At 43.0% G+C, this 14,673-nt stretch carries 15 protein-coding genes; 12 read left to right on the forward strand and 3 right to left on the reverse strand.

The window, feature by feature from the left end; translation table 11 throughout:
• Positions 1-150 precede the first annotated feature (150 nt).
• The gene (locus tag ACSLUR_RS16025) at positions 151-1,593 is read left to right on the forward strand and encodes a M28 family peptidase (RefSeq protein ID WP_448556224.1); all 1,443 of its coding nucleotides are present in this window, start codon (positions 151-153) and stop codon (positions 1,591-1,593) included.
• A gap of 135 nt (positions 1,594-1,728) precedes the next feature.
• Here the strand turns inward: ACSLUR_RS16025 and suhB are convergent, their stop codons facing one another.
• Positions 1,729-2,532 (reverse strand): inositol-1-monophosphatase, encoded by an 804-nt coding sequence (gene suhB, locus ACSLUR_RS16030; protein ID WP_116001104.1) that lies wholly within the window; start codon positions 2,530-2,532, stop codon positions 1,729-1,731.
• Positions 2,533-2,684: 152 nt separating this feature from the next.
• The gene (locus ACSLUR_RS16035; protein WP_448556226.1) at positions 2,685-3,527 is read right to left on the reverse strand and encodes an HDOD domain-containing protein; all 843 of its coding nucleotides are present in this window, start codon (positions 3,525-3,527) and stop codon (positions 2,685-2,687) included.
• 498 nt (positions 3,528-4,025) lie between these two features.
• Between ACSLUR_RS16035 and trmJ the strand changes: the two genes are divergently transcribed.
• The 9 genes from trmJ to fdx all read left to right on the forward strand — a co-directional run bounded on the left by trmJ (position 4,026) and on the right by fdx (position 11,590).
• A complete protein-coding gene (gene trmJ, locus ACSLUR_RS16040) occupies positions 4,026-4,862 on the forward strand; it encodes a tRNA (cytosine(32)/uridine(32)-2'-O)-methyltransferase TrmJ (RefSeq protein WP_448556228.1) in 837 nt (278 codons plus the stop codon).
• A 201-nt stretch (positions 4,863-5,063) separates the two neighbouring features.
• Positions 5,064-5,873, forward strand: coding sequence for a serine O-acetyltransferase (cysE, locus tag ACSLUR_RS16045; protein WP_116001101.1), 810 nt, complete (start codon positions 5,064-5,066; stop codon positions 5,871-5,873).
• A gap of 196 nt (positions 5,874-6,069) precedes the next feature.
• Positions 6,070-6,573 carry a Fe-S cluster assembly transcriptional regulator IscR gene (gene iscR / locus ACSLUR_RS16050; RefSeq protein WP_116001100.1) on the forward strand — a complete coding sequence of 168 codons (504 nt, stop codon included), beginning with the start codon at positions 6,070-6,072 and terminating at the stop codon, positions 6,571-6,573.
• A gap of 36 nt (positions 6,574-6,609) precedes the next feature.
• Positions 6,610-7,824, forward strand: coding sequence for an IscS subfamily cysteine desulfurase (locus ACSLUR_RS16055; protein ID WP_116001099.1), 1,215 nt, complete (start codon positions 6,610-6,612; stop codon positions 7,822-7,824).
• Between the two features lie 26 nt (positions 7,825-7,850).
• A complete protein-coding gene (gene iscU / locus ACSLUR_RS16060; RefSeq protein ID WP_116001098.1) occupies positions 7,851-8,234 on the forward strand; it encodes a Fe-S cluster assembly scaffold IscU in 384 nt (127 codons plus the stop codon).
• A 51-nt stretch (positions 8,235-8,285) separates the two neighbouring features.
• Positions 8,286-8,609 (forward strand): iron-sulfur cluster assembly protein IscA, encoded by a 324-nt coding sequence (iscA, locus tag ACSLUR_RS16065; protein ID WP_116001097.1) that lies wholly within the window; start codon positions 8,286-8,288, stop codon positions 8,607-8,609.
• A gap of 103 nt (positions 8,610-8,712) precedes the next feature.
• Positions 8,713-9,240 carry a co-chaperone HscB gene (gene hscB / locus ACSLUR_RS16070; protein WP_448556232.1) on the forward strand — a complete coding sequence of 176 codons (528 nt, stop codon included), beginning with the start codon at positions 8,713-8,715 and terminating at the stop codon, positions 9,238-9,240.
• 144 nt (positions 9,241-9,384) lie between these two features.
• Positions 9,385-11,247 (forward strand): Fe-S protein assembly chaperone HscA, encoded by a 1,863-nt coding sequence (hscA, locus tag ACSLUR_RS16075; protein WP_448556234.1) that lies wholly within the window; start codon positions 9,385-9,387, stop codon positions 11,245-11,247.
• 4 nt (positions 11,248-11,251) lie between these two features.
• Entirely contained in the window at positions 11,252-11,590 is a 339-nt protein-coding gene (gene fdx / locus ACSLUR_RS16080) for an ISC system 2Fe-2S type ferredoxin (RefSeq protein WP_116001094.1), read from the forward strand.
• A gap of 100 nt (positions 11,591-11,690) precedes the next feature.
• Here the strand turns inward: fdx and ACSLUR_RS16085 are convergent, their stop codons facing one another.
• The gene (locus tag ACSLUR_RS16085; protein WP_448556236.1) at positions 11,691-12,710 is read right to left on the reverse strand and encodes an XdhC family protein; all 1,020 of its coding nucleotides are present in this window, start codon (positions 12,708-12,710) and stop codon (positions 11,691-11,693) included.
• 402 nt (positions 12,711-13,112) lie between these two features.
• Between ACSLUR_RS16085 and minC the strand changes: the two genes are divergently transcribed.
• Both minC and minD read left to right on the forward strand, forming a co-directional pair.
• On the forward strand, positions 13,113-13,853 hold the full coding sequence (gene minC / locus ACSLUR_RS16090; RefSeq protein WP_448556238.1) for a septum site-determining protein MinC: 741 nt from the start codon (positions 13,113-13,115) through the stop codon (positions 13,851-13,853).
• Between the two features lie 12 nt (positions 13,854-13,865).
• The gene (minD, locus tag ACSLUR_RS16095; protein ID WP_116017416.1) at positions 13,866-14,672 is read left to right on the forward strand and encodes a septum site-determining protein MinD; all 807 of its coding nucleotides are present in this window, start codon (positions 13,866-13,868) and stop codon (positions 14,670-14,672) included.
• Position 14,673 lies beyond the last annotated feature (1 nt).

Raw genomic sequence — 14,673 nt, forward strand, 5'->3', positions numbered from 1 at the left:
TTTCATATATCAATTTAAAATATAAGTTTTGGTGACTAGACGTTTATCTCAATAAACTGACGATTAAGCTGATTAAACTATTCGATATTTAGCTTAGCAGGTAACGTGGTTGCCATTACTAATAACGATTATAAAAGGTAAGGCCTTCTTATGAGTCTACAATTGAGTCTTCAAGCGCATGTTAATTTAAAGCGCCCTTCAGCAACTTATGCAAAAAGTATCAGCCTAATAGCTAGTGCTATTTGTGCAACATTCGTCAGTGCTGCAGCTAGTGCTGTGCAGGTACCACCTAGTGAGCAGCTTGTGCTGCGTGATATTCAAAAGCAGATAAGCGCTGAGCGATTAAAGCAAGATGTGACTAAGTTAGTGAGTTTTGGTACACGGCATACCTTGTCAAAAACAAAGTCTGATAGCCGTGGTATTGGCGCTGCACGACGTTGGATAAAGGCGGAGTTTGAAAAAATATCAGCTGAATGTGGTGGTTGTTTGGAAGTGGTCTATCAAAAACGCACTTTTTCGGGTGAAACAAGAATTCCTAACCCAACTGAAGTGGTAAACGTGCTGGCGATACAACGCGGCCAAACCGACCCTAATCGTTATATTGTGATGAGCGGTGATATAGATTCAAGGGTGAGTGACCCTCTCGACTTTACCAGTGATTCACCAGGGGCCAACGATAATGCTACTGGTGTTGCTGGCGCGATAGAAGCAGCGCGTGTACTTTCGCAATACAAATTTGATGGCACCATTGTTTATGCGGCGCTTTCGGGTGAAGAGCAAGGCTTGTTTGGTGGCAAAATTATGGCGGATATTGCCAAACAGGAAAACTGGCGAGTTGAAGCCGTTATTAATAATGACATGATCGGCAATATCGCGGGTATCAATGGGGTGATTAATAACACCACAGCACGAGTATTTTCAGAAGGTGTGCGTGTTATTGAAACTCCAGAAGAAGCGAGATTACGTCGTTTTGCTGGTGGCGAAGTAGATTCACCATCGCGTAATGTTGCTCGCTACATTGATAAAATCGCCGATGATTATATTCCCAATCTAGATGTGATGATGGTTTATCGTTTAGACCGTTTCCGTCGTGGTGGCCATCATCGCCCATTTAATGAAGTGGGTTTTCCAGCGGTAAGAATTATGGAAACCAATGAGCACTATGATCGCCAACACCAAGATTTGCGCACAGAAAATGGCCGCGAATATGGTGATGTCTTGGCGGGCGTTGATTTTGATTTTAATGCCAAGCTAACTTCGCTTAATGCGGTGACAATGGCTTCGATGGCATGGGCGCCAGCGCCGCCAGCCAATGTACAAATTAAAGGCGCTGTTCAGCCCTCAACCACGCTTAGCTGGCAAAAGCCGACGGGTAAAATGGCTGATAATCTTGCGGGCTATCGTATTCACTGGCGTTTAACCACTGAACCAACATGGACAAAAAGCCAATATGTCGGTGATGTGAGTGAATTTACACTAGAGAATATCGTCATTGATAACTACTTCTTCGGTGTCAGTAGTGTTGCTAAAGATGGTTTTGAGTCGCCTGTAGTTTTTCCAGGGCCAGCAGGTTCGTTTGGTGCTTACAACTAGTTTCGTCCGCGCAGGTGTAAGAGACAAAAAGAATTAGAGATAAAAAAGCCGCTTATCTTTCGATAAGCGGCTTTTAGTTATTCGACTATAAAGTCTTGCTTACTTGTTTAAGCTATCGCCTATTTAGGCTTTCACCTATTTGTTAAGGCTGTCGCCTAGGAAAGGGCGAATATCTTTTAAGATTTCACGTAGTACTTTGGTGCTGCCAGCAACAATGTTGCCTGATTTTGCGTGGTTGTTACCGCCAGCAAAGTCACTGACTAAACCACCCGCTTCAACAACTAATAGTTCACCTGCGGCAGTATCCCAAGGTTTTAAGCCGATTTCGAAGAAACCATCAATACGGCCAGCAGCAACATAAGCTAGGTCAAGCGCTGCAGAGCCAGCACGACGCATATCCGCAGTTTTAGTAAACATTGCCTTAAACATGTTTAGGTAAGCATCGGTATGTTGTTTTTTCTTGAATGGGAAACCAGTCGCTAATACGGTGCCATTAAGTTCTTTTGCGTTTGATACGCGAATACGGAAACCGTTAAGTTGCGCACCTTTACCACGGCTAGCAGTAAACAGTTCGCCGCGAATCGGGTCAAAAATAACAGCTTGATCTAATTTGCCTTTTACTTTTAAAGCAATAGATACAGCAAAGTGAGGAATGCCTTTTACAAAGTTTGTTGTGCCATCGAGTGGATCGATAACCCATTGGTAGTCCGTATCTTCACCTTCTAAAATGCCGTGCTCTTCACCAACAATACTGTGGTTTGGGTAAGCTTTACGAATCGTATCGATAATCACTTGTTCAGCTTGCTTATCGATGTTGGTCACTAAGTCGTTAGTGCCTTTTGACTCAACTTCCACTTTATCTAATTGCTCGAATGCGCGAGCGATAACATTTCCAGCTGAACGTGCGGCACGTACAGCAATATTTAACATTGGATGCATAGGGCTACCTATTTAAATTTGTAAAACAGCATGTCAAAGAACAGGGTTGACGAACGCACTCGTCGTCAAAGCGGCGCGCATTCTAGCAGCTAAGTTTAGTAATTACTACCGGAATGCGCCTAATAAATGGTCAATATTTGTTAATGGCGAAATTACTGCTCGTGATAAAGTTCTGTGTAATCGTCCATTAGGTCGCGATAATCTTCTTCGGATAAACCTAAAATAGATAAAGCTTGATTGCTGATAATTTGCCAGTCAGGTGAATTACCATAACGTTTCACGTTTTCTGTTAAGTTTTCTGCTGCCTTTAATACGCAAAAAACTAACTCTTCTTTGCCACAGGTCGCTGACTTGATAAAGCTGAAGTCATGGTGGCGCAAAATTAATTGGCAAATATCTTTCGGTAAGTGCCAAGAAGTCGCAACGTAATAGCCCAATACAGCATGGTTACAGCCGTAATGCTTTTCTTCTAAGGCAATTGGGTTTTCGTGATTATTGTTGGCGGCAATCAAGATGTCTTTATAGTTGTCATACTTAAGTGCTAGTAAAGGAATACCGCAATCGTGAAATAGTCCAATGGTAAATAGCATGTCTACCGGCACTTCGTTTTTAACGCGGTTGCCAATAAACTGCATCGCATTGGCAGTATCGATAGCGTCATCCCAAAAACGCTCTAGTGAAATACTGGCATTGCCAGAGAATGACTTCTTCAACAATAAGGCTGTTACGAGTGCTTTGATGGTGGTTAGCCCAAGCATCATCGCCGCTTGCTTAATTTCAGAAATACGGCGATTCATACCGTAAAAAGGTGAGTTGATAACTTTTAAAATAGCGGCTGATAGACCAACATCACGGGCAATTACGTCAGAGATCTTACCCAAATCTGGGTATTCCTCGTCCATTAAGTTTTCAATTTCCGATAGCACTTCTGGCTTCACTGGAATTTGAAAACTCGACATTACCGATTGAATTTGTTGTTGATCAAGGTTGAACATGGCCTGCTTTTGTCCTCACTTTGTTGTGGTAATTTTTAATTTCGCGTTAATTTTAAATTGATTTGGTTGCATAAGGTCTGCTCATTTTCGGATCAATAACGAAGAAACTTAACGTGCTGTTTATTGCATTATTAATCAAAACATAAATGGTATGACCACCCACCAAATTTTCGCGCGCTATTTTACTACTCACCATTGTGCGTCGCTAGTTTAAGCCTGTATCAATATGTAGCTGAACATGATTTAAATCATAGAAAAGTATAGTTGAAAGCGAAAAAGCCGACAGGGTTGAGTAGTTAGTTTGAATTGTGTCCAGTTGGCTAGAGCAGACGAATAGAAGATCTTAATCCTGTATGAAAAGTTCGAATATAGAACAAAACGCACTAATAGAGATCGAATCAAAATAGCGGGCTTTATTGATAAAATGCAAAATACGCTAATCACCCCTGATATTCTTGTGATAAAATGTCAGGATTTTTAGCCATCTAGATAGTTATAATGTCAAACGACTCAACAGCAAACGCATCAACCAATACGCCAAATCTAGCCAATGTAAAAATTGTGCTCGTGAATACCTCCGATTGCCGTAATATTGGCTCGGCAGCACGCGCCATGAAAACCATGGGATTAAGCCAATTAGTCTTAGTTGATCCTATCGAAATGCCAAATGGTCAAGCGCAAGCACTAGCGGCAGGTGCGACTGATGTATTAGCCAATGCGCAAGTCGTTAGCACGCTTGAAGAAGCGATTGAAGATTGTGGCCTTGTCGTTGGTACCAGTGCTCGCTCGCGCACCCTGCCTTGGCCGATGCTCGAGCCTCGCAGCTGCGGTGAAAAGCTGATTGAAGAAGTGCCTAATTATCCAGTGGCATTAGTATTTGGTCGCGAAAGCAGTGGCTTGACCAATGATGAACTGCAGCTTTGTCATTTCCATGTGCAAATTCCAGCAAATCCTGAGTACAGTTCATTGAACCTTGCAATGGCGGTACAAACGTTAAGCTACGAAGTGCGTATGGCATATTTAGCTGCCAATGAAGCGCAGTTTGCTAAGCCGGCGAGTGCTGAAGATGAAGAAGAATACCCTGTTGTAGAAGAAACAGAGCGTATGTTTACTCACTTTGAGGAAGCACTAAAAGCCACTGGTTTTATCGTGCCGAGTCACCCTGGTTTGGTAATGACTAAGTTACGTCGCTTTATCAACCGCGCACGTCCAGACACCAAAGAAGTGAAAATGTGGCGCGGTATTTTGTCGTCAGTTGAGAAAACGGCTAAGCAGCTTGCCAAGTTAACTGGCGAAGGCTCTGACAAAGGTGACGCTGAGTCAAAGGGCCAGTAAGAAGACGATAAAAAGCCGATAAGCTGGGCGAATAGGCCAAATAATTGTTTTAAATTGTAATCAGGGTCGCGTTTGCCGCTAGATTAGCGCTTAATAAGCGTAATGCTTTTAGCCAACAATAATGAAAATAAATCGCTTTAACTTTCGATTCGTTATTGATTCGTTATCGATTCATTCGATTTTTAGATATTAGGAAGAAATATGTTTAGCCGAATCAAAGAAGATATTAACAGTGTCTTTGATCGCGACCCAGCAGCGCGCAACAGCTTTGAAGTATTAACCAATTACCCAGGCTTGCATGCCATTTGGTTTCATCGCCTTGCACACAAGCTATGGAAACGTGATTGGAAATGGCTGGCCCGTACGATTTCAACCTTTTCACGCTGGTTAACAGGCATTGAAATTCACCCTGGTGCAACCATAGGTCGCCGCTTTTTTATCGATCATGGTATGGGGGTGGTCATTGGTGGTACGGCTGAAATTGGCGATGATGTGACGCTTTATCAAGGCGTTACTCTTGGCGGCACGAGCTGGAAAGAGGGTAAGCGCCACCCAACTTTGGGCAACAATGTGGTTATTGGCGCAGGCGCCAAAGTGTTAGGCCCAATTCTTATTGATGATGGCGGTAAAGTTGGCTCGAACTCTGTCGTGGTTAAAGATGTGCCTGCTAACTCAACAGCAGTTGGTATTCCGGGTAAAATTGTGAACTCAAACGGCAAGAAGAAAAGCAACGGCACTCGCGATGAAGTCGCCAAAAAGTATGGCTTTGACGCTTACGCTGTATCTGAAGACAACCCAGATCCTGTGGCTAAAGCGATAGGCCGCTTACTTGACCACATCCACTTGATGGACAATAAAGTGGGTGATTTATGTAAAGAAGTGAACAATCTAGGTGGTAACGTTTGCGACAAAGAATTACCTGAATTACGCGTTGGTGAATTTGTAGAAGATGAGCAAAAGGCTGCGGCCCGACGTTTAAAAACAGTAGAGTCATTTGACCCTAAAATCTAATTGCCTAGTTCGTTCAAATTGTTCGTTAATTTCCTTTAAAATTTGTCCCCTGAAAAATACTTGAGTGTTTTACTCAAGTATTTCTTGACTGTATTCAAGTAAAGAATCTAAAATACCTGAGTAAATCACTCAGGTATTTGTTTGACTAATTTACTAGGTTATGTAAAATTGCGCGGCAAATTAACTAGGGCACACTATGAAATTAACTTCCAAAGGGCGTTATGCCGTGACAGCGATGTTAGATGTAGCGATTCATGCTGCCTCTGGTCCTGTGCCTCTGGCTGATATTTCCGAAAGACAAGGGATATCTCTTTCTTACCTAGAGCAATTATTTTCGCGTTTACGCAAACACGGTTTAGTGACCAGTGTTCGTGGCCCAGGTGGTGGCTACCGCTTAGGTAAGTGCTCTGCGCAAATTGCCGTGGCTGATGTCATCAGTGCGGTAGATGAAAGCGTAGATGCCACTAAATGTATGGGACAAGGTAACTGCCAAGGCGGGCACCAATGTTTAACTCATACGTTATGGTCAGATTTAAGTAAACGCATCGAAGAGTTTTTACAAAACATTTCTTTGGCTGAGCTCGTAGAACAAAGAGATGTGAAATCGGTTTCACAGCGACAGGACAAAGATCAGCAAAGTATCGCTGATAGCGGACTCGAAACCTTGATTGCAACACAAAAGATAGTAAATGACTGGTAAGGACCAGTTGTTACCAATATTGGAGAATACGATTCCATGAAATTACCGATTTATTTTGACTATTCAGCTACTACCCCAGTAGACAAACGTGTCGCCGAAAAAATGATGGCGTACCTTACAACGGATGGCCATTATGGTAACCCAGCGTCACGCTCGCACAAGTTCGGTTGGCAGGCAGAAGAAGCGGTTGATATCGCTCGTAACCAAATTGCTGATCTAATTAATGCTGATTCGCGCGAGATCGTATTCACCTCTGGTGCAACCGAATCAAACAACTTGGCGATCAAAGGTGCTGCGCAGTTTTACAGCAAAAAAGGTAAGCACATTATTACCAGTAAAACTGAGCACAAAGCGGTACTTGATACCACTCGTGAACTTGAGCGTCACGGTTATGAAGTCACTTACCTTGACCCAGAGCCAAACGGTTTAATCGACCTTACTAAACTAGAAGCGGCAATGCGTGAAGACACCGTGTTGGTTTCTATTATGCACATCAATAACGAGATTGGTGTGGTTCAAGATATTCAAGAAATTGGTGAAATGTGTCGTGCTCGCAAAATCGTATTCCACGTAGATGCGGCGCAAAGTGCAGGTAAATTACCAATTGATATGCAGACCTTGAAAGTTGACTTAATGTCTTTCTCTGCACACAAAATTTACGGCCCGAAAGGCATTGGTGCCTTATACGTGCGTCGTAAGCCTCGTATCCGTTTAGAGTCGCAAATCCACGGTGGTGGTCATGAGCGTGGTATGCGCAGTGGTACTTTACCAACGCATCAAATCGTTGGTATGGGGGAAGCATTCCGTATCGCCAAAGAAGAAATGGCACAAGACCTTGAACACGTAATCAAAATGCGTGACCGCTTATGGGCGGGTATCAAGGATATGGAGCAAGTATTTGTAAATGGTGATTTTGATAAGCGTTACCCAGGTAACCTAAACGTAAGCTTCAACTTTGTTGAAGGTGAATCACTCATTATGGCGTTGAAAGACTTAGCCGTATCAAGTGGTTCGGCATGTACATCCGCCAGCCTTGAACCTTCGTATGTATTACGTGCGTTAGGTTTAAATGATGAGTTAGCACACAGTTCAATTCGTTTTAGCTTTGGTCGCTTCACCACAGAAGAAGAAATTGACTACGCAATTGAGCTTATTCAAAACGCAATCGGTCACCTACGTGAAATGTCGCCACTTTGGGAAATGTTCCAAGATGGTATCGATTTAGAATCAGTTGAGTGGGTAGCGCACTAAGCGCTGACAGCTAGGAGTAAAGAATAATGGCATACAGTGAAAAAGTAATCGATCATTACGAGAACCCACGTAACGTTGGCTCTCTAGACAAAAACGATCCACAAGTTGCAACTGGCATGGTGGGTGCACCAGCTTGTGGTGACGTAATGAAGTTGCAGTTGAAAATATCTGATGCAGGTATTATCGAAGATGCAAAATTCAAAACTTACGGTTGTGGTTCAGCAATCGCTTCAAGCTCACTGGTAACAGAGTGGGTAAAAGGCAAGAGCATTGAAGAAGCGGCTGAAATTAAAAACACAGCAATCGCTGAAGAGCTAGCATTACCACCAGTGAAAATTCACTGCTCTATCTTAGCGGAAGACGCAATTAAAGCTGCGCTTGAAGATTACCAGACTAAACAAGCAAACTAGCCAAGATAATAGTCGGTTCAGTAAAAGAAGGCATACAGCTAAGAGGTATTTATGGCAGTAACCATGACAACAGCAGCAGCCGATCGCGTTAGATCGTTCTTAACCAACCGAGGTAAAGGTCTTGGCTTGCGTTTAGGTATTAAAACCACTGGCTGCTCCGGTCTTGCCTATGTTTTAGAGTTTGTTGATGAACTCAATGAAGATGACGAGCTTTACAATATCGATGATGTGAATATTATCATTGATGGTAAAAGCCTAGTTTATCTTGAAGGTGTTGAGTTAGACTTTGTTAAGGAAGGGCTTAACGAAGGCTTTAAATTTACCAACCCGAATGCCAAAGGTGAATGTGGTTGTGGTGAAAGCTTTAACGTTTAAGCCGTTAATTGTAGTTTAACTTTTAACTTAACTTTTAACTTAACTTTTAACTTAACTTTTAATTAAGTCAGATTGTAATTTGTAAGACATAAGTGGAGTTGTTTTGAATTACTTTGAATTGTTTGCGCTTGACGAGAAATTCAACATTGATACCTCTCACTTAACGCAAGTTTATCAACAACTACAGCGAAGCGTTCACCCTGATCGCTTCGCGCATGCCTCAAGCCAAGAGCAAATGTTAGCGGTGCAAAAGTCATCGCTCATTAACGATGCTTACCAAACCCTGAAAAAACCACTAAAACGTGCTGAATATATGCTGACGCTGCGCGGCACCGAAATGCCTAACGAGCAAGCATCATTTAAAGACAATATGTTTTTGATGCGCCAGATGGAATTGCGCGAAATGCTGGCAGAAGTGAAGTTTGCCGACGATATCGATGCCGCTATCTTTGAAGCTAATCAGGTACTTGAAAGTGAATTTACTGAGCTTTACAAAGCGATGCAGGTAAAACTGGCAGAGCAAACGGCTGATGCTAATCAAGCAGCCAGTGAGATTTTACGCAAACTCAAGTTTTATCATAAATTGAATGTAGAACTTGATCGCTTAGAAGACTTATTGTTCGAGAGCTAACAAAAAAGCCAAGCAAAACAAAAGAAAGCACAATTATTCGGCTAGGGTTTCGCCAATAACTGAACAAGTTAATAAGGCTGACAACTTTCTCAATACCTAGCCATACCACCAAACTAGTTAAGAATATCGACATTAGAGACCGCCATGGCGTTACTACAAATCGCAGAACCTGGACAAAGTACTGTCCCTCATGAACATCGCCTTGCCGTGGGTATTGACTTAGGCACCACCAATTCCTTAGTTGCCAGTGTCCAAAGTGGCGAAAGTACCACTTTAAAAGATAAAAATGGCAAAGACATACTGCCATCTATCGTTAGCTATCAAGCAGACCAAACGTTAGTGGGCTATGCCGCCAAAGAATTTTCAGTAGCCGATCCGCAAAATACGATTGTGTCTGCCAAGCGCTTAATTGGTCGTTCATTGGCTGATATTCAAAGTAAATATCCTACCTTACCGTATGAGTTCGGCGGTGATGAGAATCACCCTGAATTAATTACCCGCCAAGGGCAAATCAACCCAGTACAAGTTTCGGGTGAAGTACTCGCAACGTTACGCGAACGTGCGGAATCTGCTTTAGGTGGCGAACTAGTAGGTGCGGTGATCACAGTACCTGCCTACTTTGATGATGCACAGCGCCAAAGCACAAAAGACGCAGCGAAATTAGCTGGTTTGAATGTGCTTCGCTTACTGAACGAACCAACTGCTGCAGCGGTAGCTTATGGTTTGGACTCAGGCAAAGAAGGCGTTATCGCGGTATACGACTTAGGTGGTGGTACCTTTGATATTTCAATTCTGCGCTTAAATAAAGGTGTATTTGAAGTATTAGCAACCGGTGGCGATTCAGCTTTAGGTGGTGATGATTTTGATATTGCGGTTGCCGACTACCTAGTTGAGCAAGCCGGCTTACAGCGACCACTTTCCGCTTCAATGGAACGCCAAATCAACCAACAAGCGTGCTTAGCCAAAGAAGCTCTGTCGAACACCGAACTACATACAGTAAGTTTAGCGCTGGAAAATGGTGAGTCGTGGCAGCATGAGTTAACTAAAGCTACTTTTGACGCTTTAATTGGCAAGCTGGTTAATCAAACCTTACGTGCTTGTCGCCGCGCTTTAAAAGATGCGGATGTTGCGACCGATGAAGTAATTGAAGTGGTCATGGTCGGAGGCTCGACACGTGTGCCACTTGTGCGCACAGAAGTAGAAAAATTCTTTGGTCAACTGCCACTAACTTCAATCGACCCTGATAAAGTGGTCGCAATTGGCGCTGCGATTCAAGCCGATATTTTGGCAGGTAATAAACCTGACAGTGATATGTTATTGCTTGATGTTATTCCACTATCACTTGGTCTAGAGACTATGGGCGGCTTAGTGGAAAAAGTTATTCAGCGTAACACCACAATTCCTGTCGCTAAGGCGCAAGAATTCACCACGTTTAAAGACGGCCAAACGGCGATGTCTATTCATGTGTTACAAGGTGAACGTGAACTTGTGGATGCCTGTCGGTCATTGGCGCGCTTTGAACTTCGCGGTATTCCACCAATGGCGGCGGGTGCGGCTCATATTCGTGTGACCTTTAAAGTGGACGCAGATGGCCTGTTAGAAGTTAGCGCCATGGAAAAATCGACGGGTGTTGAAGCCAGCATTGAAGTTAAACCATCATTTGGCCTTGAGGAAAATCAAATCGCCAATATGATCAAAGACTCTATGACTAATGCCAAGCAAGATATGCAAGCGCGTATGCTTAAAGAGCAACAAGTAGAGGCTGCTCGTGTATTAGAGTCAGTGCGCGCCGCGCTGGATGCAGATAAAGATTTATTAGATGCTGAAGAAATCGAAAAGATTGACGCAGCGTTAACGACGTTAGAAGCGGTTGCAAAAACAACGGCAACTAACGATATTGAACAACAAATTGAAGTGGTTAATCAGGTAACGGCAAGCTTTGCCGAAAAGCGTATGGATTCATCAATACGCACTGCGCTGGCTGGCCAATCGGTAGATAAGGTGTAAAAGCATGCCACAAATTATTTTCTTACCACATGAAGAGCTTTGCCCAGATGGCGCTGTTGTTGAAGCAGAGCAGGGTGAAAGCGTATTAAACGTTGCCCTTAAAAATGACATTGGCATTGAACACGCCTGTGAAAAAGTTTGTGCCTGTACTACCTGTCACGTAATCATTCGTGAAGGTTTTGACTCATTAGATGAATCAGATGAACTTGAAGACGATATGCTTGATAAAGCATGGGGCTTAGAGCCAGAATCTCGCTTAGGTTGCCAAGCGATTATTAAAGATGAAGATTTAGTGGTAGAGATTCCTAAGTACACAGTGAATATGGTGTCTGAAAATCACTAGCGTTTAGCGTTAAAATTCGAAAATTAAAAGGGTAATAACAGCGATGTTATTACCCTTTTTGTTTCTCAATGATGCGCTAACGAAATAGCTAACCAAAGAGCTACTGGATAACGTTACTTAACGAGCTCCCATCTCTTTGGCAAATCACCGCATGCATTTCTGCCAAGATCGCCAGTGCGATACTTTCTGGTGTTTCCCCGCCTAGATTTAGCCCTATTGGCCCTGAAAGTGGCGCTGATACTTTATTGATATCAATACAGCTAGCTTCTATTACCTGGTCCTTACGATGTGCAGGGCCAAGTAACCCCATGTAAGCAACAGGCATTTGATGGAGTGCTGCCAGTGTTTTAGCATCTAAGCTAACGCTGTGACACATATAGACAATACCGGCAATTTTATGCTGGTGAGTAAATTCTGCGAGCGCTTCAATACTGCCGTTAAGGATATGATCGGCATCTTGAAAATAGGCTTTACGGGCATTTGCTGCTCTTGAATCCCATACCGAAACTTGCCAGCCCATGTTTTTTGCCATGCTTGATAATGGCCGAGCATCATAACCACCGCCAACGATTAGCAAGTGAGGGTCGGGGTAAATGTGAGTTTCTAGCCAAGTGGTATTATCTAGTTCCACTAATGTCGCCTTGCGATCAGTAGACCATTTTCCTGTTTGTTCAATAGCTTCAAATTGTCCTATCGCTGCACTAGGGCTACCCGGTATTTGCTGGCGGTAAATACCACTACCTTCTTGCTGAAGCGATGCCAACAGCTTGTCTAACGCTAGGTACTCGTTCGCTTTGCTAACTGGTTGCATTAAAATATGGACAATACCGCCACAACCAATCCCGAGTTGAAACGTGAGGTCGTCTTCATCTGTGGCATCATAGGTCAGTTGTTTCGTTAGCTGATTAGCAATGACTTGTTTAGCATGTTGCTGAATATCTCCTTCTAAGCAACCACCAGATAGCAAGCCTAACTGGGCGCCATCTCCGGAAAACATCATCATGGCACCCGGCTTGCGATAGCTAGATCCTTCAGTTTTATAGAGGGTGCAAAGTACCCATTCAGTTTGGTCTTTTCGAGAGTGCCAAGTGGTTAAAATATCTTGTAAGGAAGTTGACATAGATGACAGAGTTTAATTAAACGTAGTTTTAGGTTTTGAGTTAATGCGCTTATTTATATCCTAGCAGGGCACTTCAGTCGAATTATTCTAATGTACGAGAAGTGCACTAAAAGTTTACGAGAGGCCTATACGAGCCCTCTATTGTTATGGTTTGGCTTAACTGTAAACCAACTTTTTTGATAGTTGCGCGATAATTTTTCAGATGGGTACTTGTTATGTACCAAATTTTGTAGATTACATTGCTCAAGGCACTATTTTTACTTGCTATCGCAGATCGCTAACTATACCATTTCATTATTCACAAGCCTTGATACATAGCTTACCGCTAGCTGGATTTATTGAGGCACTCGTTTAGATCAGTTTTTGACATCTGGTTGTTAGGTTGTTGGAGTTTTCTAGTTTATGTCGCAAGCTGAGTTTGAACTCAAAGGTAGCTTATTTACATTATCTGCGCTGCAGATGACTGAATATGATTTAAATAAGTTGTCGGCTTGGCTAAAAGCCAAAGTTGAACAAGCCCCAGGATTTTTCTACCGAGCTCCCTTAATCATCAATATAGCCGCAGTGGCGGAAAGCGTTATTGACTTCGCCGCGGTTAAAGCCGTGGTTGAGCGTCACGATTTTATTTTCGTTGGTATTAGCGGTGGCAGCAAGGCACAGAAGGAAGCTGCGAAAGAAGCAGGATTGGCGGTAGTCGCTCATAGCCAAGATAAAGCGGGTACAGCAAAGCCAAATGTGGCGGCTAAACCTGAGAAAATTGTGGAAAAGGTTGTCGAGAAAACAGTAGAAAAGCTCGTTGAAAAGCCGGTATTTCAGCCTGCCAAAGTTATTGAGCACACTATTCGCTCTGGTCAGCAAATTTATGCAAAAGATACCGACTTGATAATTAAAGGTCAGGTTAGTGCTGGCGCAGAAGTTATTGCCGACGGCAATATTCACATCTATGGCACGCTCAGGGGGCGAGCCATTGCAGGCGCTAAAGGCGATAAGACAGCCAGAATTTACTGTAGCAATTTGCAAGCTGAGTTGGTGTCAATCAATGGTAATTATTGGTTAAGTGATTCCTTGCAAGAGAAAGCATGGGCACAAGCGGCAAGCGTTAGATTAGTTGATGATCAGTTAACCGTAGAAGATTTAAAATAAAGGAAGAGCTGTATGGCAAAAATTATTGTAGTGACATCAGGTAAAGGTGGTGTTGGTAAAACTACGTCAAGTGCGGCAATTGGCACAGGTTTGGCGTTAAAAGGTAAAAAAACCGTTATTCTAGATTTTGATATCGGCCTCCGTAATCTTGATTTGATTATGGGCGTTGAGCGTCGCGTAGTTTATGACTTTGTTAACGTTATCAATGGTGAAGCCAACTTAAACCAAGCGTTAATCAAAGATAAGCGCGTGGACAACCTGTATATTCTACCTGCTTCACAAACGCGTGATAAAGATGCGCTAACGAAAGAAGGCGTCGGCAAGGTACTAGACGATTTAAGTAAAGATTTTGATTACATTCTATGTGATTCGCCAGCGGGTATTGAAGCTGGCGCGCAAATGGCGCTTTATTTTGCCGATGAGGCAATTGTGGTCACTAACCCAGAAGTATCATCAGTGCGTGACTCAGACCGTATTTTAGGTATTTTGCAAAGTAAATCGCGCCATGCAGAGCAAGGTAGCAGTATTCCTGAACATCTATTATTAACCCGTTACAATCCAGAGCGCGTTGATATGGGGGAAATGCTGAGTGTCGAAGACGTAAAAGAAATTTTGGCGATTGAGCTCATTGGGGTTATTCCTGAGTCTAAAGCTGTGCTTAGTGCTTCAAATGCCGGACAACCAGTCATCTTGGATGAGCAAAGTGATGCTGGCCAAGCCTACATTGATGCAGTTGAAAGATTACTTGGTGAGAAAGTTGATTTTCGCTTCTTAACGGCGAAGAAAAAAGGATTATTAAACCGCTTATTTGGGAGTTAAG

The organism is Thalassotalea montiporae, from assembly GCF_053485855.1.

What these genes read in the sequence shown, in the direction of transcription:
- ACSLUR_RS16055 (WP_116001099.1), top strand. Translation starts at nt 6,610, where the DNA reads ATGAAATTACCGATTTATTTTGACTATTCAGCTACTACCCCAGTAGAC.
- minC (WP_448556238.1), top strand. Translation starts at nt 13,113, where the DNA reads ATGTCGCAAGCTGAGTTTGAACTCAAAGGTAGCTTATTTACATTATCT.
- iscA (WP_116001097.1), top strand. Translation starts at nt 8,286, where the DNA reads ATGGCAGTAACCATGACAACAGCAGCAGCCGATCGCGTTAGATCGTTC.
- ACSLUR_RS16085 (WP_448556236.1), bottom strand. Translation starts at nt 12,710, where the DNA reads ATGTCAACTTCCTTACAAGATATTTTAACCACTTGGCACTCTCGAAAA.
- trmJ (WP_448556228.1), top strand. Translation starts at nt 4,026, where the DNA reads ATGTCAAACGACTCAACAGCAAACGCATCAACCAATACGCCAAATCTA.
- fdx (WP_116001094.1), top strand. Translation starts at nt 11,252, where the DNA reads ATGCCACAAATTATTTTCTTACCACATGAAGAGCTTTGCCCAGATGGC.
- ACSLUR_RS16025 (WP_448556224.1), top strand. Translation starts at nt 151, where the DNA reads ATGAGTCTACAATTGAGTCTTCAAGCGCATGTTAATTTAAAGCGCCCT.
- iscU (WP_116001098.1), top strand. Translation starts at nt 7,851, where the DNA reads ATGGCATACAGTGAAAAAGTAATCGATCATTACGAGAACCCACGTAAC.
- cysE (WP_116001101.1), top strand. Translation starts at nt 5,064, where the DNA reads ATGTTTAGCCGAATCAAAGAAGATATTAACAGTGTCTTTGATCGCGAC.
- ACSLUR_RS16035 (WP_448556226.1), bottom strand. Translation starts at nt 3,527, where the DNA reads ATGTTCAACCTTGATCAACAACAAATTCAATCGGTAATGTCGAGTTTT.
- suhB (WP_116001104.1), bottom strand. Translation starts at nt 2,532, where the DNA reads ATGCATCCAATGTTAAATATTGCTGTACGTGCCGCACGTTCAGCTGGA.
- iscR (WP_116001100.1), top strand. Translation starts at nt 6,070, where the DNA reads ATGAAATTAACTTCCAAAGGGCGTTATGCCGTGACAGCGATGTTAGAT.
- hscA (WP_448556234.1), top strand. Translation starts at nt 9,385, where the DNA reads ATGGCGTTACTACAAATCGCAGAACCTGGACAAAGTACTGTCCCTCAT.
- minD (WP_116017416.1), top strand. Translation starts at nt 13,866, where the DNA reads ATGGCAAAAATTATTGTAGTGACATCAGGTAAAGGTGGTGTTGGTAAA.